Here is a 23,696-nt window from a genome sequence, read left to right on the forward strand (position 1 = left end):
TTTCAGTGCTCGACTTGCAGGGTCGGCACGTCCGAAAGGCCTTGCTGGATTCCCCGGTCGACTTTGTCCATCAGGGTCGTGCTGCCCGCCGGAGCCGTCTCCTGGCAACTGCAGCTGAGGGTGTTGAAAGGGCTTGGGTCGGCGTTGGCCGATGCTGCCGTCCAGCATGCAGCGCCGATGGTGAGTGCCACGCCGACCAAAAGTTTAGGAATCATTTGGCCTTCGAGTTCTCGAGATTTGTTCAGGCTTAATCTTACCGGCGCGCTTGTCACGGCCCTGTCAACTAGCTGTTAACTTTCAGGCCTGGGTGCCGTACTTCGGGCAGTACGCCCGGATGCTCACGCCGACGAAGTAGCCGGCGTGGTAGCCGTCGAGGTGGCTGTTGGACATGACGTCGTTTGCGACCTGTTGCGGCGCCTCACCGGATTCGAGTTGCTGGCACACCAGGTGGCCGGACCGGATCGCGGTTTCGGGCGATTCGTAGTTGATGCCCTTGGCCGTCAGCGCCGCGAGGAATGCGTCATCGGCGGCGGTGGCGTGGGCGGTCGGGGCCGCTGCCAGCGCGCCCAGCAGCCCGACCGCCGGGACGACGCCGGCAGCCACCAGCAACACCAGCAGGCCGGGGTTGCGCACCTGGGTCCTCGTCATTTCTGATACTCCCGTGACATCGAAGTGCCGTTGCTCGCTGACAGCGGGGGCTGCCCGAATATTTGCACGCGGCGGGCTCGCACGGTGCAGGATCAATGATATTGCGACCATTGCCACACCCAGCTCGGCTCCTGCGCCGGTTCCGTCGGTGTAGCGACGATATGCCGTATGTGCGTTGGTTGGCGCTGGTCGTCGTGGCGGTGTGCGTGGCGGGCTGTGGTGTGCGGGATGTGTCGGCGGCCAGCGCTCGGGATGCTTCCGGGACCTTCCGTTCCGGCGGCATGGACCGAACGTACCTGCTGCACGTGCCGCCGGGTACCCCGGTCGGGCTGGTGTTGAGCCTGCACGGCGGCGGCGGCACCGGCAACGGGCAGCGGGGCCTGACCGGATTCGACGCCGTCGCCGACGCCCACAACCTGCTGGTGGTGTATCCCGACGGTTACGACAAGAGCTGGGCCGACGGGCGGGGGGCGTCGCCGGCGGATCGCCGCCGCATAGACGATGTCGGCTTCCTGGTGGGGCTGGTGGACAAGCTGCGGAACGACTACGGCATCGCGCCGGGAGACGTCTTCGTCATGGGGATGTCCAACGGCGCCTTCATGTCCAACCGGTTGGCGTGTGACCGCGCCGACGTGTTCGCCGCGGTCGCGCCCGTGGCCGGCACCCTGGGCGTGGGCGTGGCATGCCACCCGTCGCGGCCGGTCTCGGTGTGGGCGGCCCACGGCACCGCCGACCCGCTGGTACCGTTCCGCGGCGGTGTCGTGCGCGGTCGCGGCGGCGTCAGCCACGCCATCTCCGCCGACAGCATGGTGAACACGTGGCGCTCCGCCGACGGTTGCCAAGGCGACCCGGTGGTGCAGGTGCTGCCCAACGTCGGGGACGGCACCGTGGTGCACCGGTTCGACTCCACGTCGTGCGCGGCGTCCACCGAGGTGGTCTTCTACCAGATCGACAGCGGCGGGCACACGTGGCCGGGCGGCAGGCAGTACCTGCCCAAGGCGATCATCGGGCCCACCACCCGTGCGCTCGACGGGTCGGAAGCCATCGCCCAGTTCTTCCTGGCGCACGCCCGGGGCTAGTGGCGATCGCAAGCGCGGCGGAGCCGGGCGCTGCGGGTCGCCACCGTGGGGCTGGTGGCGATCGCAAGCGCGGCGTGGCCGGGCGCTGCGGGTCGCCACCGTGGGGCTAGTGGCGATCGCAAGCGCGGCGGAGCCGGGCGCTGCGGGTCGCCACCGTGGGGCTAGTGGCGATCGCAAGCGCGGCGTGGCCGGGCGCTGCGGGTCGCCACCGTGGGCACCGCCTCAGCGCTGGCAGGATGGGCACCAGTACGTCACGCGTTCCCCGGCGCCGTCGTAACCGATGGGGGTGCCGCAGCGACGGCAACTGTGCCCGGCCCGCCCGTAGACCCACAGCTGCCGCCCGGTCCGGGTGTCGCCGGTGGTGCAGCGGTTCCAACGGAACCGGTTCAGCCACAACATGTCTCGGGCACGCGAGACCAGCCGGTGCGGGTCGGAGACCGCGCTCACCGGCGTGCTGGGCAGGTGTCCGCTCACGAAGCACAGCTCGTTGCAGTAGACATTGCCGATGCCGGCCAGCACCCGCTGGTCGAGCAGCGCCTCGGCGAGCGTCCGATCCGTCTCAGCCGCCAGGTTGGCGGCGGCGAGCCCCGGGTCCCAGTCCTGGCCCAGCAGATCGGGTCCCAGATGCGCGACGGCGTCGCCGTCGCGGTCACGCTCGAGAATCTCCAGGACGCCCAGGTCCACGCCGACGGCGCGGACGGCGCCGGCTTCCAAGACGATGCGCGCACGGTGGTCGACCCGGACCGGCCGGCCGGCGACCCGCCAGCTGCCGTCCATCTTCAGGTGCGAGTGGATGCTCGCCTGGCCCACCCGGATGAACAGATGCTTCCCCCGGCTGAGCACCTCGTCGACCGCCTGCCCGGTGAGGTCGACGGTGGCGTACCGCGGCACGCGGACGTCGCAGCGCGTCAGGGTGCGCCCCACCAGGTGCTCTCGCAGGACGGCCGCGGTGTGAAAGACGGTGTCTCCTTCGGGCATGGCTACCCGGCCTTACCGCAGCCGCAGCCCGCGCGGGGTGCGGGCGAACCCGGCTTCCTGCAACGCGTTCGCCACCTGGCCGGGTCCATCCTGGGGCTGCAGCGCCGGCGCCCCGTCGATGCGTTCGATGAGGATCGACGCGACGCGCCGGGTGGCGACCAGGTCGGCCAGCGCCGCGGCCGCCGCGTGGTGGGCGGCGGGGTCGCCGGTGAAGGTGAGCAGGGACCGCCCGCCGCGCTCGAGGAACCAGGCCAGGTGCCCGTCCACCAGCGCGACGAGCGCGCCGGCCTTGCGGCCCGGCCGGGCGCCGACCCCGACGCCTTCGCCGCCGGGCGTCGGCCATGGCAGGGCGGCGCCGTACGGGTTGGCCGGGTCTGCGGCGGCCAGCACCACCGCCCGGTATTCGGGGCGCTCGGGGTCGACGTCGTCGCTGTAGGTGCGCAGCCGGTCGACGGTCGAGGCGACGGCGAACTGGGCGCCGCCCAGCGACTCGACGAAGTAACCGCGCTGGCACCGGCCGGCTTCCTCGAAGCCGCTCAGCACCTTGTAGAGCGTGGCGAACCCGCCGGTGACGCCCTCGGCCGCCACCGCGCCCCGGGTCAGCACGCCGTGGCGGCCCAACAGCAGCTCCGCCTGGTAGTGGGCGCGCACGGTGGAGTCGGGCTCGGGAGCGGGCAGGGCGGACCAGCGGCCCGCCACCGTCGGGTCGGCCGGGCGGGATTGCGCGTGGGCGACGCTGTAGCGGCTCAGGCGTGGCGGCCGGTGTGACCGGTGCGCCGGCGCCGCGCGCCTGCGGCTGCCCACGCCGCCGCCCAGCACGGCCCGCACCGGGGCGAACGTGTCACCGGTGACCCAGCCGGCCCAGACCAGTTCCCACAGCGCGGCTTTCAGTTCGGCGTCGGGGATCCCGCTCTGGGCCAGCTGGCGGAAGAAGTACGCACCCCCGCCGGCCAGCGTGTCCAGGATCGCGCGATGGGCGTCGGTGAAGTCGATCTCGGCGGGCCCGGCCAGGGTCAAGGGCGCGGAATCGCTCACGTGCAGGGCGACCCAGCCGTCGCCGGCCGAAATCGGCCCGGCGCCCGACCAGGTCACCTCCCCGGTGGCGAGCAGCTCGTCGAGCATGGCGGGGGAGTAGTCCCGGACCCGGGGGCCCAGCACCAGCGGTTCGATCGCCGAGGCCGGCATCCGGACACCGGCCAGTTGGTCGACCACCGACATCAGCCCGTCCAGCCCCGAAGGGCCCGGCGAACCGGGGGAGGCCACCCGGTGCCAGGCCGGCAGGAACCGCCCGTACGCGGCGGTGCTCACCGGTTCCACCTGCGCGCGCAGCGCGGCCAGCGAGCGGCGCCGCAACACGCGCAGCACGTCGGCGTCGCACCACTGCTCGCCGCCGGACGCGCCGGAAATCTCGGCGGCGGCGACGAAGTCGCCGCGTACCAGCCGGCCGTCGGCGGCCAGCCGGCCCAGCACGTCGGCCGTCACCCGCAGCCCCAGCCCGAACCGGGCGGCGGCGTCGGCGGTGGTGAACGGGGTGCGGGTGCGCGCGTAGCGGCCCAGCAGCTCGCCCAGCGGGTCGGCCACCGCCGCGGTGAAGGCGGCGGGCACGCCCAGCGGGACCGGCGCGCCCACCCCGTCGCGCAGCCGGCCGATGTCCTCGATGGCCACCCACCAGCTGCGGCCGGCGAACGACACGGTCAGCGCCCGCCGGGCCGCGAGCAGGCCTTCGAGCCAGCCGCCCACCTCGGCCCCGCCGGCGCGGGCGGCGATCTCGTCCTCGGTCATCGGGCCCAGCAGCCGCAGCAGGTCCGCGACGCCTTCGGCGTCGCGCGCGGCCCGGTCCTCCGACAGGTGCTGCAGCTGGCGACCGGTCGCGGCGATGACGTCCGGGTCGAGCAGCTCGCGCAGCTCGACGCGGCCGAGCAGCTCGGCCAGCAGCGTGCTGTCCAGCGACAGCGCGGCGGCCCGGCGCTCGGCCAGCGGCGAGTCGCCCTCGTACATGAACGCGCCGACGTAGCCGAACAGCAGGGACGCGGCGAACGGGGACGGCCGCGCCGTCTCCGTTTCGAGCATCCGCACCTTGCGCTGGGCGATGCCGGCCATCAGCGCGACCAGGGCGGGGACGTCGTAGACGTCCTGCAGGCATTCGCGGACGGTCTCCAGCACCACGGGGAAGTCGGGGTATTTGCGCGCCACTTCCAGCAGCTGCGCCGCGCGCCGGCGCTGCTGCCACAGCGGCGAGCGGCGCCCGGGGTGGCGGCGCGGCAGCAGCAGCGCCCGGGCCGCGCACTCCCGGAACCGCGATGCGAACAGCGCCGAACCGCCCACCTCGGCGGTGACGACGGGGTCGATCTCGTCGGGGTCGAAAACGAACAGTTCGGCGCCGGGCGGGGTCTCGCCGGAATCCGAAAGCGTGTCGGGCAACCGCACCACGATGCCGTCGTCGGACGCGGTCGGCTTCTCGTCGAGGCCGTAGCGCTCCCGCAGCCGGCGGCCCACCGCCAGCGCCAGCGGCCCGTTGACGCGCAGCCCGTAGGGCGAGTGCAGGATCACCCGCCAATCGCCCAGCTCGTCGCGGAACCGCTCGACCAGCAGGGTGGTGTCGGTGGGAACCACCCCCGCGGCGGTCCGCTGCTCGTCCAGCAGCGCCCACATGTTGTCCGTCGCGTAGGCGTCGAAGCCCAGGCCGGCGCAGCGGGCATTGAACGCCTCGCGGCCCAGCCCGGCCAGCTCGCCGGTGAACGCGCCGAGCGCGGCACCCAGCTCGGCCGGCCGTCCCACGCCGTCGCCCCGCCAGAACGGCAACCGGGCCGGCTGCCCGGGCGCGGGAATCACCAGCACCCGGTCGTGGGTGATCTCGGTGATCCGCCAGCTGGTGGCGCCCAGCGAGATCACGTCGCCGGGCCGGGACTCGTACACCATCTCTTCCTCGAGCTCACCCACCCGCGTGGGCTTTTCGGCCTCGGACGCGAGGTACACGGTGAACAGCCCGCGGTCGGGGATGGCGCCGCCGGAGGTGACGGCCAGCCGCTGCGCGCCGGGCCGCGCGGTCAGCGTGCCGGTGTCGCGGTCGTAGACCAGGCGCGGCCGCAGCTCGGCGAACTCGGTCGACGGGTACTTGCCCGACAACAGGTCCAGGGTGGCCTCGTACACACTGCGCGGCAGCGTCGCGAACGGGGCGCTGCGGCGCACGGTGTCGAACCACCGGTCGGCGTCCAGCGGCTCCAGCGCGGCGGCCGCCACCGTCTGTTGCGCGAGGATGTCCAGCGGGTTGGCGGGCACCCGCATCGTCTCGATCTGGCCGGCCAGCATCCGCTGCACGGTCACCGCGCAGCCGATCAGGTCGGTGCGGTGCTTCGGGAACAGGATGCCCTGGGAGACCTCGCCGACCTGGTGGCCGGCCCGCCCGATGCGCTGCAGGCCGCTGGCCACCGACGGCGGCGCCTCCACCTGGATCACCAGGTCGACCGCGCCCATGTCGATGCCCAGCTCCAGGCTCGAGGTCGCCACCACAGCCTTGAGCAGCCCGCGCTTGAGGTCCTCTTCCACCAGGGCCCGCTGCTCCTTGCTCACCGAGCCGTGGTGGGCGCGCGCCAGTATCGGGTCGGCGCCGTAGGTCTGGCCGCTGCCCATGATGTGCGCGGGCGCCCCGCCCGGCACCCCGCGGTTGGCGTCCGAGGCCAGTTCGATCCCGCAGCGTTCGGCGTGGATCTCGTTGAGCCGCGCGGTCAGCCGCTCGGCCAGCCGCCGCGAATTGGCGAACACGATGGTCGAATTGTGCGCCTCGATCAGGTCGACCAGCCGGGCCTCGACGTCCGGCCAGATGCTGTTGTTGGCCAGGTTGGCCATGTCGGGCACCGGCACCTGCACCGCCAGCTCCACGGTCTTGGCCGCTTGGGGCGCCACGATGGTCGTCGGTTGCTGACCGGACAGGAACCGGGCGAGCTCTTCGGGCGGGCGCACCGTCGCCGACAATCCGATGCGCTGGGCCGGCGGAGCTTCCCGCAGTTCGTCGAGCCGCTCCAGTGACAGCGCCAGGTGGGCGCCGCGCTTGCCCGCGGCGATGGCGTGGATCTCGTCGACGATCACCGTCTGCACGCCGGCCAGGGTCTCGCGCGCGGCCGAGGTGAGCATCAAGAACAGCGACTCCGGCGTGGTGATCAGCACGTCGGGTGGCCGCGCGATGAGCTGGCGGCGCTCGGCGGCCGGGGTGTCGCCCGAGCGGACGCCGACGCTGATGTCCGGTGGCGGCCGGCCGTGGCGCTCGGCGATGCGGGTCAGGCCGGCCAGCGGGGTGCGCAGGTTGCGCTCGACGTCGACCGCCAGCGCCTTGAGCGGCGACACATACAGCACCCGGGTGCCGCCCGGCCTGTCGCCGGAGCCGGCACCTGCGGCCAGGGAGTCCAGGGCCCACAGGAACGCCGCGAGTGTCTTGCCGGAGCCCGTCGGCGCGATCACCAGCGTGTTGTCGCCGTCGGCGATGGCGTCCCAGGCTTCGGCCTGCGCGGTGGTGGGCCCGGCGAACGTGCTGGTGAACCATTCGCGGGTGGTCGCGCTGAACCGGCCTAGCGGGTCACGGGTGGTCACCTACACCATGGTGCCAAGCTGCACCGACAAGAGCGCGACCTAGCGCGGCTGGATGCGGGCCGTCGCCATCGCGTGGGACAGTTCCTCGGGTATCTCGGGAACCCGTTCGATGGCGTCGAACAGCGAGTGCGCGCACGCGTCGGCGAGGCGGTCGGCGTCGATCGTGGGATCGATGATGCGCTGGCGGCACAGCTCGAAGGTGAACGCCAGCCAGCCGTGACAGATCACCCGGAGGTCCCGCTCGACGTCGCCTTCCAACTTGGCCCCCGAGATGTTGGCCACCAGGTCGTGGATGCGGCTCATGATGTGTTCGAGCTGGCGGTTCTTGGCTTCGTCGTCGACGCCCAGCAGAACCGGGTCGGACCGGCCCAGGCCGACGTACGCGGCCCACGCGGCCTCCGGGTTCTGCTCGTGGTACGCCATGTATGCCATGACCCCCATCCGCACCTCTTCGTACATGGTCAGGCCGGTGGCGTCGTCCATGTTGGTGGTCTCGTACAGCCGGTCGGCCTCGTCCTTGACCACGGCGGCGAAGAAGGCCCGCTTGTCGGGAAAGTAGTGATACATCAGCGCCCGCGACACTCCGGCGCGCTCGGCGATCTCGTCGATGCGCACCTCGTCGTAGGGCCGCTTTCCGAAGACTTCTGCCCCCAAAGCGAGCAGCTCAGCGCGTCGATCCTCGGGGGATAACCGCCTTCTGGCTGTCGGCATGTGAGAGATAGTACTCACCGGTCCTGAGACACCGACCGGATTGTGTTCATCCGGGCTCCGCGCCCTGTGCCAGCGACAATAGGTGGAGTAATTGACGGTGGCGTCGGCGGCCCCCGCGCGTCGGGGGCCGGGGCCCGCGCCGGAACCGGGCTCTGCAGCACGGCGCCGGCCGTGGCAACGTGGCCCGGTTTCACCGCTTTTACCGGTGGGTATCTGTCCCCATGCGTATTCCGCTGGTGCCAGCGCGATCGCAGCGCCGAGTTTCGTCGCCCATTTGTCATCGCGCGGTAACTATTGCGACGCAGCAAACGATGAAGAAAGCGTTGACGACGCGGGGGACATTAGGGGTAGGGATGCACAAAGCGGAGGAGCGATCGGGTGGTGATCGCTTGGGGCAGGAAGACGGCGAAGTGCGCGCCGCCGTCCGGTTCGCGGCGCTGTCCGCCGCGGCGGCGGTGGGGTTTCTGGTCATGGCGGCGCTGTGGGTGAGCACCTGCCCGGGCACCGGAGTGGACACCGCGGCCTGCGGCGCTCCGCAGCGCACGCTGCTGGCGCTGGGGGGGCCGCTGATTCTGCTGGTGGCCGGACTCTGGGCGTTCCTGCGCACCTACCTGGTCTGGAAGTCGCAGGGCACGTGGTGGGGATGGCACGGTGCCGGCTGGTTCTTGTTCACCCTGATGGTGCTGATGGTGGCCCTGGGGGTGGCTCCGATCGCCGGTCCGGCGCTGGCGCTCTGAGCGGGTCTCGCCAAAGCCTTCCGGTGGATCTACCGTTGATGGTGCAACCCGTATTGAGCTGCGCACGAGTACGAAATCTCCACGAGGAGCAGCCATGGGAGACACATTTCATGACCCTGTCGACCATCTGAGGACCACGCGGCCGCTCGCCGGCGAGTCATTGATCGACGTATTGCACTGGCCCGGGTATCTGCTGGTGTTGGCCGGCGTGGTCGGGGCGTGCGGAAGTCTGGCGGCCTTCGGAAGCGGACATCATCACGAGGGCGTGACCGCGGGCGTGCTGGCCGTGATCGCCGCGGTCGTCGGGCTGGCGTGGGTGGCGATCGAACACCGGCGGATCCGCCGGCTGGCGGATCGCTGGTACGCCGAGCATCCCGAGGTGCGGCGGCAGCGGCCCGCCAGCTAGCGGGCGCGACGGCCGCGCTCCGGGTGAGCGCCAGACCATTTTTCGGGTGAGCAGATACGGGGGGTTACCAGCCCCGTCGAGTGGGTATCAGGTGTGCACCATGATGAGTGCCGGAAGGGTTGCGTCTGCGTGGTCACCCCAGCATGGGGGACAAGATCACGAAGACACCGACATAGATGCTTACCGCCAGAACCACCACTACGGCCAGCGGGGTCCCGGCTGCCATCGCCACGCGCCTGAGCCGTCGCGTCCGGAGCGTTTCGGTGGTTTCCGGCCCGTCCATAACGGGTCGCATACCCGGCGGCAAACATGACTAATCGGCTCGAACGCACGGTCCACGGCGGTCTGCCGGGCGGTAGTACTGTCAGTCAATCATTGCCGGGAGACCAGATGAACGATGCGGGATTGCGCACCAACCAGCGTCAGCGCGGGCATCGCGCCGTCGAACTGCACGTCGCGGCGCGCCTGGAAAACCTCGCGATGCTGCGGACGCTGGTCGGTGCGATCGGCACCTTCGAGGACCTGGACTTCGACGCGGTGGCGGATCTGCGGCTCGCGGTCGACGAAGTGTGCACCCGGTTGATCCGCTGCGCCACCCCCGACGCCGTCCTGGTCGTCGTGGTGGACCCGCAAGACGATCAATTGGTGGTGGAGGCGTCCGCGGCGTGCGACACCCACGACGTGGTGGCGCCCGGCAGCTTCAGTTGGCACGTGCTGACGTCCTTGGCCGATGACGTCCAGACCTTCCACGATGGTCGTGAACCCAACCAAACCGGCAGCGTATTCGGTATCACGCTGACGGCGCGACGGGCGGCCTCCAGCAGGTGACACCACCAGCTGCCGGCGGCTCGGTCTCGCGTCCGAACGAGTACGCCGATGTCCCGGACATGTTCCGCGAGTTGGCTACCGTGACCGCCGGCTCGATGGAATTCCAGCGCCAACGGGACAAGATCGTCGAGCGTTGCCTGCCGCTGGCCGACCACATCGCCCGCCGGTTCGAGGGTCGCGGCGAACCGCGCGACGACCTCGTCCAGGTGGCGCGGGTCGGACTGGTCAACGCGGTGGTCCGTTTCGACGTGGAGACGGGCTCCGACTTCGTGTCGTTCGCGGTGCCCACGATCATGGGCGAGGTCCGTCGGCACTTCCGCGACAACAGCTGGTCGGTCAAGGTGCCGCGGCGCCTGAAGGAACTGCACCTGCGCCTGGGCACCGCGACGGCCGATCTGTCGCAGCGGCTCGGCCGGGCGCCCACCGCAACCGAACTCGCCGCCGAACTCGGCATGGACCGCGAGGAGGTCGTCGAGGGGCTGGTGGCGGGGAGCTCGTACAACACGCTGTCCATCGACAGCGGCGGCGGCAGCGACGAGGATGAGGCCCGCGCCATCGCCGACACCCTGGGTGACGTGGACACCGGTCTGGACCGGATCGAGGACCAGGAGTCGCTGCGCCCGCTGCTCGAGGCGCTGCCCGAACGGGAGCGAACGGTGTTGGTGCTCAGGTTCTTCGAGTCGATGACGCAGACACAGATTGCCGAACGGGTGGGCATCTCGCAGATGCACGTCTCCCGGCTGCTGGCGAAGTCGCTAGCGCGGCTGCGTGACCAATTGCAATAGGGACAGCGACTCTTCGCCTTCCGCCCGCAGCGGTTCCAGCAGCGGCTCGGCCGTGGGCGTCGTCACGGGCAGCGTGCCGTCGGGGTCGCAGATACGCAGCAGCCGCGACACGGCCGGGCTCGGCGCCATGGCCCAATCGACCTGGGCGCCCGAGCACATGACGTTGATCCGGTGCAGTGCCGAAAAGCCCGCTGTACCAATGAATTTCAGGCCACGAAGGTCGAGGACCGCGCGGCGCGAGGAACCGATGCTTTGGCGGACGTACGCCGCCAGCTGGTCGGCGTTGGCGGCGTCGAGCTCACCGTCGACCGTGATCAGGGTTCCCGAGGGTTCGCCGCGCGCGGTGAACTGCGCCGCGCGGCTGTGCTGCCAAGATTGGGCCACAGGCATGGCTGACTCCATCCATAGAGGAGGATGTGCTGCGGAATGGGCCAGGCGTGGACCCAAGGGAGAGAGCTGTGAGTTCAAAATCCCGGCGCCCGTCGACTGATCCGCACGGCTGTGAACTCAACCTGACCTGACCCTACCCGCGGTGCTGCGGGCCGACAACGATTCCTGTGGTAATTCTCAGGAACGCCGGATCACTTGATCTCGGCGAGTACCGTGCCCTGGGTGATGGCGGCGCCGGCCTCGACCGCGAGTCCGGTGATCACTCCGTCCTTGTGTGCGGTGACCGGGTTCTCCATCTTCATCGCCTCGAGGACCACGACCAGGTCGCCGCTGGCGACCTCCTGCCCCTCCTCGACAGCGACCTTGACCACGGTGCCCTGCATCGGGGCGGTCACCGCGTCACCGGAAGCCGCGGCGCCCGCGTGCGCACCGCGCTTGCGCGGCTTGGGCTTCGTGCGGATGACACCGGCCGGATCGGCGGCGGAACCGTTACCCAGTGCCAGGTCAGCCGGCAGCGACACCTCGAGCCGGCGGCCGCCGACCTCCACGACCACCTTCTGGCGGGGACGGGCGTCGTCCTCGTCGAGGGGCTCGCCACCGGTGAAGGGTTCGATCGTGTTGTTCCATTCGGTCTCGATCCAGCGGGTGTGCACCGAGAAGCCGTCGCCGTCGCCGATGAACGCCGGGTCGGACACCACGGCGCGATGGAACGGGATGACGGTGGCCAGCCCTTCGACGTGGAATTCAGAAAGAGCACGGCGGGCGCGTCGTAATGCCTCTTCGCGGGTGGCGCCGTACACGATGAGCTTGGCCAGCATCGAGTCGAACTGGCCGCCGATCACCGAACCGGCCTCGACACCGGAATCCAGCCGGACCCCGGGTCCGCTGGGGGTGTCATAGCGGGTGACGGGGCCGGGCGCCGGCAGGAAGCCGCGCCCGGCGTCCTCGCCGTTGATCCGGAACTCGATGGCGTGGCCGCGCGGCGTGGGATCCTCGGTGAGGTCCAGCTTTTCGCCGTTGGCGATCTTGAACTGCTGCAACACCAGGTCGATGCCCGCGGTCTCCTCGGTGACCGGGTGCTCGACCTGCAGGCGGGTGTTGACCTCCAGGAACGAGATCAGGCCGTCCTGGCCGACCAGGTACTCGACGGTCCCGGCGCCGTAGTAGTGCGCCTCCTTGCAGATGCGCTTGGCCGACTCGTGGATCTCCTTGCGCTGCGCGTCGGTCAGGAACGGCGCGGGCGCCTCCTCCACCAGCTTCTGGAAGCGACGCTGCAGGGAGCAGTCGCGGGTGCCGGCCACGATGACGTTGCCGTGCTGGTCGGCGATCACCTGCGCCTCGACGTGGCGGGGCTTGTCCAGGTAGCGCTCGACGAAGCACTCGCCGCGGCCGAACGCGGCGACCGCTTCGCGCACCGCCGACTCGTAGAGGTGCGGAATCTCTTCGATGGTGCGCGCCACCTTCATGCCGCGCCCGCCGCCGCCGAAGGCCGCCTTGATGGCGATCGGCACGCCGTACTCCTTGGCGAAGGCGACCACCTCGTCGGCGTCCTTGACCGGGTCGGGGGTGCCGGGCACCAGGGGGGCCTGGGCGCGGGCGGCGATGTGGCGGGCGGTGACCTTGTCACCGAGGTCGCGGATCGACTGGGGGCTCGGGCCGATCCAGATCAGCCCGGCGTCGATCACCGCCTGCGCGAAATCGGCGTTCTCCGAGAGGAAGCCGTAGCCCGGGTGCACGGCGTTGGCGCCCGACTTGGCCGCCGCGTCGAGCAGCTTGCCGAAGTCCAGGTAGGACTCCGCGGAGGTCTGGCCACCGAGGGCGAACGCCTCGTCGGCGAGGCGCACGTGTGGCGCGTCGGCGTCGGGTTCGGCGTACACCGCCACGCTGGGCAGGCCCGCGTCGCGGGCCGCCCGGATCACCCGGACAGCGATCTCGCCGCGGTTGGCGACAAGCACTTTGGAGATCCTCGAGCTGGCGTGATTAGCCACTGCGCCTCCTGTTTGGCATATCTGAAGCGGACGTGTTTCCGCCGTGGGCTTCTTTAAGAGAGTTTCTTACACTGATCGGGAAGTCTATGCGCCGCGCCGTCAGGCCGGTGAGGCGGTGCCGGTATTTTGACCGGATTCGCGCAGCCGCCGCTTGATGCGCGCGAGCATCGCCGACATGCCGCGCAACCGCAGCGGGCTGATCAGCGCGGCCAACCCCAGTTCGGCGTAGAAATCCTCGGGCACCGCCAGAATATCGGCGGCCGGCTGCTCGTCGAGACCGGCGGCCAGGATCGCGGCGAACCCCCGCGTGGTCGGCGCCTCGGCGGGCGCGCTGAAATGCAACCGCACCCGGTTCGGGTCGGAGGCGTCGACGTGCAGGAACAGCGGGGTCTGGCACTCGGGCACCGGCTCCATGGCGTGCTCTTCCAATTCGGCGGGCAGGGCCGGGAGCTCGTTGGCGAACTCCAGCAGCAGCGCAAGCTTGTCCTGGCCCTCGACCTCCGCGAAGTCGGACACCACCTCAGCCAGCGGGGCGGGCAGGGTCATCGGGCGGGAACGTCCCCCGGCTCTTCGCCCCCGACGATCGGCGTGCGCACGGTGTTGCCCCACTCCGTCCACGATCCGTCGTAGTTGCGCACCCCGGGCTTGCCCAGCAGGTAGGTGAGCACGAACCAGGTGTGACTGGATCGTTCCCCGATGCGGCAGTACACCACGGTCTTGTCGTCGGGGGTGATGAAGTCGTAGAGCTCCTCGAGCTCCTCGCGGCTGCGGAAGCGCCCGCTCTCGTCGACCGCCTTGGCCCACGGTATGGACCGGGCGGTGGGGATGTGGCCGCCGCGCAGCACGCCCTCCTCGGGGTAGTCGGGCATGTGGGTGCGCTTGCCCGTGTACTCGTCCGGCGAGCGCACGTCGATCAGCGGCTGGGTGCCCAGAATGGCCAGCACGTCGTCCTTGAAGGCCCGGATGGGTTCGTCGTTGCGCGCGACGACGGGGTAGCCGGTGGAGGTCTTGGTCGGCACGTCCAGGGTGGTCTCCCGGCGCTCGGCCAGCCACAGGTCGCGGCCGCCGTTGAGCAGGCGCACGTCGGGGTGGCCGAACAGCGTGAAGACCCACAACGCGTAGGCGGCCCACCAGTTGCTCTTGTCGCCGTAGATCACCACGGTGTCGTCGCGCGAGATGCCCTTGCGGTCCATCAACTCGGCGAACTGCTCGCCGTTGATGTAGTCGCGGACCCTCGGGTCGTTGAGGTCGGTGTGCCAGTCGATCTTGACCGCACCGGGGATGTGGCCGACGTCGTAGAGCAGGACGTCCTCGTCGGATTCGACGATCACCAGGCCGGGGGTGCCCAGGTGGGCGGAGACCCAGTCGGCCGTGACCAGCCGTTCGGGGTGGGCGTAGTCGCTCAGCGTCGGGCTTGGGTCGGGGGGTAATGCCACGCAACCGAGCCTACCGTCAGGGCCGGAAGCGCCGTTTGCCGCCGCGACACTTACGCCATGGCGACGAGACGCCGGATCGGGCCGCCGTGGTTCACGTCTCGGGGATGTCGGCTGCCCGGTTTGCCGCCCACAACGCGGCGACCGACAGGCCGACGCGGCCCAACATCGACCGCAGCAGCGGCAGGCTCACGCCGATCACGTTCGACGGGTCGCCGTCGATGCCGTCGACGAACCAGCCGCCGAGCCCGTCGAGGGTGAACCCGCCGGCGACGTGCAGCGGCTCGCCGCCGCCGACGTAGGCCCGCAGGTCCGCGTCCGAGGGGTCGGCGAAACGCACTGTGGTGCAAGCCGATTGCACTTCGCGGCCGGTGATCGCGCCGCCGCTCAGCCGCAACAGGCAGTGCCCGGTGTGCAGCCGGCCCGACCGGCCGGCCATGCCCCGCCACTGGGCCATCGCAGCGTCGGCCGAGCCGGGCTTGCCGCACAGCTCGCCGTCGAGGTGCAGCATCGAATCGCAGCCGAGCACAACGCAATCCGCGGCGACGGCGCCGCCCAGTTCGCCCGCCACCCGTGCGGCCTTGGCGTCCGCCAGCGCGCACACCACCTCGGCCGGCTCGGCGCCCGGCCCCAGCTCGGCGACGACGGCGTCCTCGTCCACACCGGAGACCACGACCAGCGGATCGACGCCGGCCTGCCGCAACACCTTGCGGCGGCCCGACGAGGCCGACGCGAGGACCAGGCGGGTCAACGCTTCATGTGTGTCATTTGCTGCATGGTGAGCCGCTGGTAGTTGGACATCGCGAACCGCAGCCGGTCCACCGGCAGGCCCCAGCGGGTGGGCTCGGGCTCGGTGGGCTCGGGGACGCCGCCGCCGACCAGGCCGAGCGCGGTGACCAGCGCGGCCAGCTCCTCGTCGGTGGGATGCCCCTTGACGATGTGGATGTGCGGCTCGTGCGACTCGTGTGCCTCGTGCGCGGGTTGGGTTGGCGCGGAACCGTTTTTGTCTGTCACAGCCCGATTGTTCGCCTTACTCCCGTCGCTCACTGCGTTCGCTCCGCTCGTTCGGCTCACAGCGGAATGTTCCCGTGCTTCTTGGGGGGCAGGTGCGAGATCTTGCGTTCCAGCAGCCGCAGCGCCGTGCCGATATAGCCGCGGGTGTGCGACGGCGGGATCACCGCGTCGACGTAACCCCGCTCGGCGGCGACGTAGGGGTTGACCAAGGTGTCCTCGTACTCCTGCTGCAGCTCCAGCCGCAGCGCGTCGACGTCCTTGCCCTCCTTGGCCGCCTCGGCCAGCTGCTTGCGGTAGACGAAGCCGACGGCCCCGGAGGCGCCCATGACCGCGATCTGCGCGGTCGGCCAGGCGATGTTGACGTCGCAACCCATGTCCTTGGAGCCCATGACGCAGTACGCGCCGCCGTAGGCCTTGCGGGTGATCACGGTGATCTTCGGGACGGTGGCCTCGCCGTAGGCGAACAGCAGTTTGGCGCCGCGCCGGATGATGCCGTTGTATTCCTGGCCGGTGCCCGGCAGGAAGCCCGGGACGTCCACCAGCATGATGATCGGGATGTTGAAGCAGTCGCAGGTCCGCACGAACCGGGCCGCCTTCTCCGAGGCGTTGATGTCCAGGCAGCCGGCGAACTGCGTGGGCTGATTGGCCACGATGCCGACCGGCCGGCCCTCGATGCGGCCGAACCCGACGACGATGTTGGTGGCGTAGCCGTTCTGGATCTCCAGGAACTCGTCGTCGTCGAGGATGCGGGTGATCACCTCGTGCATGTCGTAGGGCTGGTTGGCCGAGTCCGGGATCAACGTGTCCAGCTCGAGGTCCTCCTCGGTGAGGTTGTCCTCGATCGCGCCCTCGGGAATGGGCACGGCGTAGCGCGGGGCGTCGGTGGCGTTGTTGGGCGGCAGGTAGCTCAGCAGGTCGCGCACCCAGTCGAAGGCGTCCTGCTCGCCGGAGGCGACGTAGTGCAGGGTGCCCGACTTGGCCATGTGGGTGTGGGCGCCGCCGAGCTCCTCCATCGTGACGTCCTCGCCCGTGACGGTCTTGATGACGTCCGGCCCGGTGATGAACATCTGGCTGGTCTGGTCGACCATCACGACGAAGTCGGTCAGGGCGGGGGAGTAGACGTGCCCGCCGGCGGCCGCCCCCATGATCAGCGAGATCTGCGGGATCACGCCCGAGGCCAGGATGTTGTTGCGGAAGATCTTGCTGTACAGGCCGAGCGAGACCACGCCCTCCTGGATCCGCGCGCCGGCGCCGTCGTTGATGCCGATCAGCGGGCGGCCGGTCTTGATCGCCAGCTCCTGGACTTTGACGATCTTCTCGCCGTACACCTCGCCGAGGCTCCCGCCGAACACCGTGGCGTCCTGGCTGAAGATGCAGACGTCGCGGCCGTCGATGGTGCCGTAGCCGGTGATCACGCCGTCGCCGAGCGGTCGGTTGTGCTCCAGGCCGAAGTTCTTGCTGCGGTGCCGCGCCAGGGCGTCGAGCTCGACGAACGAGTCCTCGTCGAGCAGGGCGAGGATGCGCTCGCGGGCGGTCAGCTTGCCCTTGGCGTGCACCTTCTCGACCGCCTCTTCGCCCACCGGGTGCAGCGACTCTTCCCGGCGCTTGTGCAGTTCGGCCAGCTTGCCTGCGGTGGTGTGAATGTCGATGGTGTGCTCGGCGGCCGGCTCCGCGGTGTGGTCGGTAACGCTTGTCATGGGATCCGATGGTATCGGCCGCCGTCGGGGCGGAGTTTTAGGCTGGGCGGTGATGGACACCGATGAGCTCCGGGCACCGCTGGATGAGGCCGCGCTGCGTGCCGAACTGATCGGCGCCGGGCTGGGTTGGCGCCGGCTGGACGTCGTCGAACAGACCGGCTCCACCAACGCCGACCTGCTCGCGCAAGCGGCGTCGGGGACCGACGTGGCCGGCGCCGTGCTGATCGCCGAGCACCAGACCGCCGGTCGCGGGCGCCACGGCCGCGACTGGTCGGCCACCCCGCGGGCCCAGATCACGATGTCGGTCGGCGTCAGCATCGTCGACGTGCCGACCGCCGGGTGGGGGTGGCTGCCCCTGGCCACCGGGGTGGCGGTGGTCGACACGGTCGCCCCGCTGCTCGACGGGCTTCGGGTCGGGCTCAAGTGGCCCAACGACGTGCTGGCGGGTCCCCCGGAGTCGCCGGGCAAGCTGGCGGGCATCCTGGCCGAGGTGGCCAAGCCGGTGGTGGTCATCGGCTTGGGGCTCAACGTATTCCAGGCCCCTGACGGCATCGAGGGGGCCACCTCGCTGCTCGACCTGGGGGTGCCGGTGCCCGACCGCACCCGGCTGGTGTGCGGGCTGCTGTCCGAGCTCGGCCGGCGGATCGTGGCCTGGCGCGCCGCGCGCGGGGCCGACTGGGCGCTGGCGGCCGACTACCGCGCGCGCAGCCTGACCCTCGGCAACCGGGTGCGCGCACACCTGCCCGGCGGCAAGGAGGTCGTCGGCCTGGCGAGCGCCGTCGACGACCAGGGCCGGCTGTGCATCGAGGCCGGGGGACAGACCGTCGTCGTTTCCGCCGGTGACGTGGTGCATTTGCGGTAGCTTCGGGCGAGTGAGCTATCCGGATAACGTCCTGGCGGCCGGCGAGCAGGTGATCGTCCACCGCCACCCGCACTGGAAGCGGCTGATCTGGCCGGTGGTGGCTCTCCTGCTGGCGACGGCGCTGGCGTCGTTCGGCTCCGGCTACCTCAACTCGACGCATTGGGGCCAGCTGGCCAAGAACGTCATCTACGGCGTCATCTGGGGCGTCTGGCTGGTGATCGTCGGCTGGCTGACGCTGTGGCCGTTCCTGTCCTGGCTGACCACGCACTTCGTCGTGACGAACCGGCGGGTGATGTTTCGGCACGGGGTGCTGACCCGCAGCGGAATCGATATCCCGCTGGCGCGGATCAACAGCGTGGAATTCCGCGACCGGATTACCGAACGGATGTTTCGCACGGGAACGCTGATTATCGAATCGGCGTCACAAGATCCGTTGGAGTTCTCCGACATTCCGCGGCTGCGCGACGTGCACGCGCTGCTGTATCACGAAGTTTTCGACACCCTCGGCTCGGAGGAGTCGCCCAGCTGAGTCAACCGGCTGGCCCGGTTGCGCCAGGCCCGCAGCGGCGTGACGTTCCCGCCCTCGATCTCGTCCTCGAGCATCTCGGCGATGCCGCCGGCGGTCAGCGCGGACTCCAGCGCCTTGTCGGGGTTGCGCGCGAACTCGTCGGGGAACACCCAGCGCCGGAACGCCCAGAAGCGGAACGCCATCTGCAGCAGGTTGCCGATGACGTAGGCCGAGATGAAGTCGGCGATGTTCTCCACGGTCAGCGACACCGTGGGCTCCCGCAGCTGCAGGACGTAGCTGGAGAACCACAGCGGCGCCATCGAGAGCAGCACCCCCACGCCGCTGAAGGCGAAGAACAGCAGCGCCTCGTGGTGGCGTTCACGGCCGCCGCGGTCGCGGAAGCTCCATTCGCGGTTCAACACGTAGGACGCGATCACCGCGACGATGCCGGCGATGACCTTCGCGGTGACCGGCTTGTAGTCCAGAATTGTCAGCTTCAGCGTGTAGAAAATCGCCGAGTCGATCACGAACGTCGTTCCGCCGACGATGGCGAATTTGATCAGTTCGTGGTGGCGCAGCAAATAGGGCTGAATAAACCCGGGCAGACGCTCGATTGCGGCTTCGGCGAAGGGCACAAGTCGTCAGTGTACGGATGCACACAAAATCGACGCAAAATGGTACATAACGATTCGGCGTCACCGCCGGTCAACACGCCGCCGGTGCCATGACACCATGATGGCCGTGCCGAGTACACGCCCGCCCGGGCCCGTCCCCGCAGTATCGCCGTTGGTCGCCATGGTCGGCGGCGGTCAACTGGCCCGGATGACCCATCAGGCCGCGATCGCCCTCGGGCAGACCCTGCGGGTGCTGGCCACCGCCGCCGACGAGTCGGCCGCGCAGGTCACCCCCGACGTCGTGATCGGCTCGCACACCGACCTGGAAGACCTGCGCCGGGTCGCGGCCGGTGCCCACGTGTTGACGTTCGACCACGAGCACGTGCCGGCCGAGCTGCTGGACAAGCTGGTCGCCGAAGGCGTCAACGTCGCGCCGCCGCCGCAGGCGCTGGTGCACGCCCAGGACAAGCTGGTCATGCGCCGGCGGCTGGAGGCGCTGGGCGTTCCCGTGCCCAGCTATGCGGAGATCCGGAGCCTCGACGAACTCGATGCCTTCGCGCACCGCATCGCCGGTCCCGTGGTCGTGAAGGCGGTCCGCGGCGGTTACGACGGGCGCGGGGTGCGGATGGCGCGCGACCCGTTGCACGCCCGAGAGATCGCGGCCACTTTCCTGGCCGACGAGGTGCCGGTGATGGCCGAGGAGCAGGTCTACCTGCGCCGCGAACTCTCGGCGCTGGTGGCGCGGTCCCCGTTCGGCCAGGGCGCGGCGTGGCCGGTGGTCGAGACCGTGCAACGGGACGGGATCTGCGTGCAGGTGATCGCGCCCGCGCCCGAGCTGCCCGACGACATGGCCGCGGCCGCCCAGCAGCTGGCGTTGCGCTTGGCCGCCGAGCTCGGCGTGGTCGGGGTGCTCGCCGTCGAGCTCTTCGAGACCACCGACGGCGCCCTGCTGGTCAACGAGCTCGCGATGCGGCCGCACAACTCCGGGCACTGGACCATGGACGGCTCGCGCACCGGCCAGTTCGAGCAGCACCTGCGCGCGGTGCTGGACTATCCGCTCGGCGACACCGACGCCGTCGCGCCGGTCACGGTGATGGCCAACGTGCTCGGCGCGCCGCAGCGGCCGGCGATGACGATCGACGAGCGGCTGCACCACCTGTTCGCGCGGATGCCAGACGCCCGGGTTCACCTGTACGGCAAGGACGAACGGCCCGGTCGCAAGGTCGGCCACATCAACTTCCTGGGCACCGATATGGCGGAGGTGGCCGCGCTGCGGACGCGCGCCGAGCTGGCGGCACACTGGTTGTCACACGGGCAGTGGACGGACGGATGGGATCCGCATGACTAGTACTCAGGCGCCGCGCGTCGGGGTGATCATGGGCAGCGACAGCGACTGGTCGGTGATGGCCGACGCCGCGGAGGCGCTGGCCGAATTCGACATACCGGCCGAGGTCCGGGTGGTCTCGGCGCATCGCACGCCCCAGGTCATGTTCGACTACGCGCGCGGGGCGGCCGAGCGTGGCATCGAGGTGATCATCGCCGGCGCCGGCGGCGCCGCGCACCTGCCCGGGATGGTTGCGTCCGCGACGCCGCTGCCGGTGATCGGCGTGCCGGTGCCGCTGGCGCGGCTGGACGGCCTGGACTCGCTGCTGTCCATCGTGCAGATGCCGGCGGGCGTCCCGGTGGCCACGGTCTCCATCGGGGGCGCCCGCAACGCGGGCCTGCTCGCCGTGCGCATGCTCGGCGCGTCCGACCCGGCGCTGCGCGCGCGGATCGTCGAGTTCCAGGCCCAGCTGGCCGAGAGCGTGCGGGCCAAGGACGAGGCGCTGCAACAGCGTCAGGGTAAAGTTACCGGCGAGTAGCTATAGGAGGCTCGAGATGGCTGGTTGGGCCGGAGACCCCACGTTCGATCTGTTCCAGTTGCCCGAGGAACACCAGGAACTGCGGGCCGCGATCCGTGCGCTGGCGGAGAAGGAGATCGCCCCGCACGCCGCCGACGTTGACGAGAATTCCCGGTTCCCGGACGAGGCGCTCGAGGCGTTGAACGCCTCGGGGTTCAACGCGGTGCACGTGCCCGAGGAGTACGGCGGCCAGGGCGCCGATTCCGTCGCCGCGTGCATCGTGATCGAGGAGGTCGCCCGCGTCGACGCCTCGGCGTCGCTGATCCCCGCGGTGAACAAGCTGGGCACCATGGGGCTGATCCTGCGCGGCTCCGACGAGCTCAAGAAGCAGGTGCTGCCGTCGATCGCCGACGGCACCGCGATGGCGTCCTACGCGCTCTCCGAGCGGGAAGCAGGCAGCGACGCCGCCTCGATGCGCACCCGGGCCAAGGCCGACGGTGACGACTGGATCCTCAACGGCGCGAAGTGCTGGATCACCAACGGCGGCAAGTCGTCCTGGTACACGGTGATGGCGGTCACCGACCCGGACAAGGGCGCCAACGGCATCTCGTCGTTCATGGTGCACGCCGACGACGAGGGTTTCACCGTCGGTCCCAAGGAACGCAAGCTGGGCATCAAGGGCTCGCCGACCACCGAGCTGTACTTCGAGAACTGCCGCATCCCGGGCGACCGGATCATCGGCGAGCCCGGCACCGGTTTCAAGACCGCGCTGGCGACCCTGGACCACACCCGGCCCACGATCGGCGCCCAGGCGGTGGGCATCGCCCAGGGCGCGCTGGACGCCGCGATCGCCTACACCAGGGATCGCAAGCAGTTCGGCCGTCCGGTCAGCGACAACCAGGGTGTGCAGTTCATGCTCGCCGACATGGCGATGAAGCTCGAGTCCGCCCGGCTGATGGTCTACCACGCGGCCGCCCGCGCCGAGCGCGGCGAATCCAACCTGGGCTTCATCTCCGCGGCGTCCAAGTGCTGGGCCTCCGACGTCGCGATGGAGGTGACCACCGACGCGGTGCAGCTCTTCGGCGGCGCCGGCTACACCGTCGACTTCCCGGTCGAGCGGATGATGCGCGACGCCAAGATCACCCAGATCTACGAGGGCACCAATCAGATTCAGCGCGTGGTCATGTCGCGGGCGTTGCTGCGCTGACCGATAGGATCTCCGACGGTTGACCATTCGGGGTGGTAGGCCGGACGTAGAGTCGTGCGATGGGTCTTGCCCGCGGCAGGGGGTCTGAAGTGAACAGAGTGGCTACCTCTGCGCATCCTCGAATGACCGGGAATTGATGCCCGTGCGCGCTCCGATGACACCGGCGGCTTGGCAGTCATTGTCGTTGCTGTTGGTCGAGGACGACCGCGCCGACGCGGTCCTGGTGGAAGACCTGATCGCCGACGCGGTCGCCGACATCCGGGTGGTGTGGGCGCAGTCCATGGCGCACGCCGAGCGCGAGCTGGCCTCCGCCCGGCCCGACTGTGTGCTGCTGGACCTGCACCTGCCCGACGCCAACGGCATGGACGCGCTGGACCGCATCGCCAAGCGCGACGCCACCGTCCCGATCGTCGTGCTGACCGGCCTGAACGACGAGTTCTTCGGGGCCTCCGCGGTCGCGGCCGGCGCCCAGGACTACCTGGTGAAGGGCCGCGTCGAGCCCGAGATGCTGCGGCGCGCGCTGCTGTACGCGATCGAGCGCAAGCGCGCCGAGCTGATCGCCGCCGATTTGCACGCGACCCGGCTGCGGGCCCGCGAGAACGCGCTACTCGAGCGCGGGTTGCTGCCCTCCCCGCTGCTGCTGGACAACCCGGGCGTCGACATCGTCGCCCGGTACCGGCCGAGCCGGGAGGACGCGCTGCTGTGCGGGGACTTCTACGACGTGGTGCAGACGCCCGACCGTGTCGTCCACGTCCTGATCGGCGACGTCGCCGGGCACGGGCCGCACGAGGCCGCCCTGGGCGCGGCGCTGCGGATCGCCTTTCGCGCGCTCACCTTCGCCGGTGTGCACGGGGTGGAACTGATGCGGCAACTCGAGCGGGTGCTGCACTCCGAACGAACGGGCACAGGGGTTTTCGCGACGGTGCTCAGTCTGGAGATCCCGCCCGACGGCTCGCGCATCACCGCCATCCGGGCCGGCCATCCCGGGATGCTGTTACAGCGCGACGGTTCCGTGGAATGGGTGGAGCCGCCGGGGGGCCCGGCGCTGGGCCTGCGCGCCGATGACGACTGGCCGCTACACGAGATGGATCTGCCCGCGGGGCACGGCCTGCTGCTGCTCACCGACGGGCTGTTCGAGGGATATGCGGGGCAGGGCGCCCGCCGCCTCGGCGAGGAGGGCCTGCTCGAGCTCGCCCGCTCGCACGCGGACCGGCCGGGTCCGGAGTTCGTCGACGCGCTCATCGACGGGGCCCAGCGCCTCGCTCAGCCCCAAGGCGGGCTGACCGACGACATCGCCGTGCTGCGGGTCGAAAGGACCACCAGGTGACCCCCAGGTTGCGCCGCCTGCGGCTGTCGCAGCTCACCGTGCGCGGATGGCAGGCCCTC

At 70.3% G+C, this 23,696-nt stretch carries 24 protein-coding genes; 11 read left to right on the forward strand and 13 right to left on the reverse strand.

Features of this window, described 5'->3' with window-relative positions; genetic code table 11:
- Positions 1–2 precede the first annotated feature (2 nt).
- Both G6N51_RS24460 and G6N51_RS24465 read right to left on the reverse strand, forming a co-directional pair.
- Positions 3–191, reverse strand: coding sequence for a hypothetical protein (locus tag G6N51_RS24460; protein WP_232078467.1), 189 nt, complete (start codon positions 189–191; stop codon positions 3–5).
- 106 nt (positions 192–297) lie between these two features.
- The gene (locus G6N51_RS24465) at positions 298–648 is read right to left on the reverse strand and encodes a DUF732 domain-containing protein (protein ID WP_083169829.1); all 351 of its coding nucleotides are present in this window, start codon (positions 646–648) and stop codon (positions 298–300) included.
- A gap of 161 nt (positions 649–809) precedes the next feature.
- On the opposite strand from G6N51_RS24465, the gene G6N51_RS24470 reads away from it, so the two are divergent.
- A complete protein-coding gene (locus tag G6N51_RS24470; RefSeq protein WP_083169831.1) occupies positions 810–1,727 on the forward strand; it encodes an extracellular catalytic domain type 1 short-chain-length polyhydroxyalkanoate depolymerase in 918 nt (305 codons plus the stop codon).
- 222 nt (positions 1,728–1,949) lie between these two features.
- On the opposite strand, the gene nei2 is transcribed toward G6N51_RS24470, so the two are convergent.
- Genes nei2 through G6N51_RS24485 form a run of 3 tightly spaced genes read right to left on the reverse strand, consistent with a single transcriptional unit; the run spans position 1,950 to position 8,000 of the window.
- The gene (gene nei2 / locus G6N51_RS24475; RefSeq protein ID WP_083169833.1) at positions 1,950–2,705 is read right to left on the reverse strand and encodes an endonuclease VIII Nei2; all 756 of its coding nucleotides are present in this window, start codon (positions 2,703–2,705) and stop codon (positions 1,950–1,952) included.
- A gap of 12 nt (positions 2,706–2,717) precedes the next feature.
- Positions 2,718–7,289 (reverse strand): ATP-dependent helicase, encoded by a 4,572-nt coding sequence (locus G6N51_RS24480; protein ID WP_083169835.1) that lies wholly within the window; start codon positions 7,287–7,289, stop codon positions 2,718–2,720.
- Between the two features lie 39 nt (positions 7,290–7,328).
- Positions 7,329–8,000, reverse strand: coding sequence for a TetR/AcrR family transcriptional regulator (locus tag G6N51_RS24485; RefSeq protein ID WP_083169837.1), 672 nt, complete (start codon positions 7,998–8,000; stop codon positions 7,329–7,331).
- A gap of 353 nt (positions 8,001–8,353) precedes the next feature.
- Between G6N51_RS24485 and G6N51_RS24490 the strand changes: the two genes are divergently transcribed.
- The 4 genes from G6N51_RS24490 to G6N51_RS24505 all read left to right on the forward strand — a co-directional run bounded on the left by G6N51_RS24490 (position 8,354) and on the right by G6N51_RS24505 (position 10,756).
- Positions 8,354–8,737, forward strand: a complete 384-nt coding sequence (locus G6N51_RS24490) for a hypothetical protein (protein ID WP_083169839.1) — start codon at positions 8,354–8,356, stop codon at positions 8,735–8,737.
- A 94-nt stretch (positions 8,738–8,831) separates the two neighbouring features.
- The gene (usfY, locus tag G6N51_RS24495; RefSeq protein ID WP_083169841.1) at positions 8,832–9,143 is read left to right on the forward strand and encodes a protein UsfY; all 312 of its coding nucleotides are present in this window, start codon (positions 8,832–8,834) and stop codon (positions 9,141–9,143) included.
- A gap of 390 nt (positions 9,144–9,533) precedes the next feature.
- Entirely contained in the window at positions 9,534–9,971 is a 438-nt protein-coding gene (locus G6N51_RS24500; RefSeq protein ID WP_083169842.1) for an ATP-binding protein, read from the forward strand.
- Positions 9,968–10,756 carry an RNA polymerase sigma factor SigF gene (locus G6N51_RS24505; RefSeq protein ID WP_083169844.1) on the forward strand — a complete coding sequence of 263 codons (789 nt, stop codon included), beginning with the start codon at positions 9,968–9,970 and terminating at the stop codon, positions 10,754–10,756. Before G6N51_RS24500 ends, G6N51_RS24505 begins: the two co-directional genes overlap by 4 nt.
- On the opposite strand, the gene G6N51_RS24510 is transcribed toward G6N51_RS24505, so the two are convergent.
- The 7 genes from G6N51_RS24510 to G6N51_RS24540 all read right to left on the reverse strand — a co-directional run bounded on the left by G6N51_RS24510 (position 10,727) and on the right by G6N51_RS24540 (position 17,278).
- Positions 10,727–11,158, reverse strand: a complete 432-nt coding sequence (locus G6N51_RS24510) for an STAS domain-containing protein (RefSeq protein WP_083169846.1) — start codon at positions 11,156–11,158, stop codon at positions 10,727–10,729. The genes G6N51_RS24505 and G6N51_RS24510 overlap by 30 nt on opposite strands.
- 179 nt (positions 11,159–11,337) lie before the next feature.
- The gene (locus G6N51_RS24515) at positions 11,338–13,134 is read right to left on the reverse strand and encodes an acetyl/propionyl/methylcrotonyl-CoA carboxylase subunit alpha (protein WP_083169848.1); all 1,797 of its coding nucleotides are present in this window, start codon (positions 13,132–13,134) and stop codon (positions 11,338–11,340) included.
- Positions 13,135–13,233: 99 nt separating this feature from the next.
- Positions 13,234–13,680, reverse strand: a complete 447-nt coding sequence (locus G6N51_RS24520; RefSeq protein ID WP_083169850.1) for a SufE family protein — start codon at positions 13,678–13,680, stop codon at positions 13,234–13,236.
- Positions 13,677–14,570, reverse strand: coding sequence for a sulfurtransferase (locus tag G6N51_RS24525; RefSeq protein WP_083169852.1), 894 nt, complete (start codon positions 14,568–14,570; stop codon positions 13,677–13,679). The genes G6N51_RS24520 and G6N51_RS24525 overlap by 4 nt, the downstream gene beginning before the upstream one ends.
- Positions 14,571–14,661: 91 nt before the next feature.
- Positions 14,662–15,318, reverse strand: a complete 657-nt coding sequence (locus G6N51_RS24530) for a Maf family protein (protein ID WP_083169855.1) — start codon at positions 15,316–15,318, stop codon at positions 14,662–14,664.
- Entirely contained in the window at positions 15,315–15,614 is a 300-nt protein-coding gene (locus tag G6N51_RS24535; protein ID WP_083169857.1) for an acyl-CoA carboxylase subunit epsilon, read from the reverse strand. Before G6N51_RS24535 ends, G6N51_RS24530 begins: the two co-directional genes overlap by 4 nt.
- Before the next feature lie 23 nt (positions 15,615–15,637).
- The gene (locus G6N51_RS24540; protein ID WP_083169859.1) at positions 15,638–17,278 is read right to left on the reverse strand and encodes an acyl-CoA carboxylase subunit beta; all 1,641 of its coding nucleotides are present in this window, start codon (positions 17,276–17,278) and stop codon (positions 15,638–15,640) included.
- Positions 17,279–17,327: 49 nt separating this feature from the next.
- Between G6N51_RS24540 and G6N51_RS24545 the strand changes: the two genes are divergently transcribed.
- Positions 17,328–18,140 (forward strand): biotin--[acetyl-CoA-carboxylase] ligase, encoded by an 813-nt coding sequence (locus tag G6N51_RS24545; protein ID WP_083169861.1) that lies wholly within the window; start codon positions 17,328–17,330, stop codon positions 18,138–18,140.
- 10 nt (positions 18,141–18,150) lie between these two features.
- The gene (locus tag G6N51_RS24550; protein WP_083169863.1) at positions 18,151–18,669 is read left to right on the forward strand and encodes a PH domain-containing protein; all 519 of its coding nucleotides are present in this window, start codon (positions 18,151–18,153) and stop codon (positions 18,667–18,669) included.
- On the opposite strand, the gene G6N51_RS24555 is transcribed toward G6N51_RS24550, so the two are convergent.
- The gene (locus G6N51_RS24555) at positions 18,624–19,283 is read right to left on the reverse strand and encodes a GtrA family protein (protein ID WP_083169865.1); all 660 of its coding nucleotides are present in this window, start codon (positions 19,281–19,283) and stop codon (positions 18,624–18,626) included. The two genes, G6N51_RS24550 and G6N51_RS24555, sit on opposite strands and share 46 nt — an antisense overlap.
- Before the next feature lie 97 nt (positions 19,284–19,380).
- Here G6N51_RS24555 and G6N51_RS24560 point away from each other — a divergent pair, with 97 nt between their 5' ends.
- The 4 genes from G6N51_RS24560 to G6N51_RS24575 all read left to right on the forward strand — a co-directional run bounded on the left by G6N51_RS24560 (position 19,381) and on the right by G6N51_RS24575 (position 23,637).
- On the forward strand, positions 19,381–20,610 hold the full coding sequence (locus tag G6N51_RS24560; protein WP_180134410.1) for a 5-(carboxyamino)imidazole ribonucleotide synthase: 1,230 nt from the start codon (positions 19,381–19,383) through the stop codon (positions 20,608–20,610).
- On the forward strand, positions 20,603–21,124 hold the full coding sequence (gene purE / locus G6N51_RS24565; RefSeq protein WP_083169867.1) for a 5-(carboxyamino)imidazole ribonucleotide mutase: 522 nt from the start codon (positions 20,603–20,605) through the stop codon (positions 21,122–21,124). The genes G6N51_RS24560 and purE overlap by 8 nt, the downstream gene beginning before the upstream one ends.
- Before the next feature lie 16 nt (positions 21,125–21,140).
- On the forward strand, positions 21,141–22,310 hold the full coding sequence (locus G6N51_RS24570; protein ID WP_083169869.1) for an acyl-CoA dehydrogenase: 1,170 nt from the start codon (positions 21,141–21,143) through the stop codon (positions 22,308–22,310).
- Positions 22,311–22,446: 136 nt separating this feature from the next.
- The gene (locus G6N51_RS24575) at positions 22,447–23,637 is read left to right on the forward strand and encodes a PP2C family protein-serine/threonine phosphatase (protein ID WP_083169871.1); all 1,191 of its coding nucleotides are present in this window, start codon (positions 22,447–22,449) and stop codon (positions 23,635–23,637) included.
- Positions 23,638–23,696: the final 59 nt, after the last annotated feature.

It is taken from the genome of Mycobacterium paraseoulense (genome assembly GCF_010731655.1).
Classification (GTDB): domain Bacteria; phylum Actinomycetota; class Actinomycetes; order Mycobacteriales; family Mycobacteriaceae; genus Mycobacterium; species Mycobacterium paraseoulense.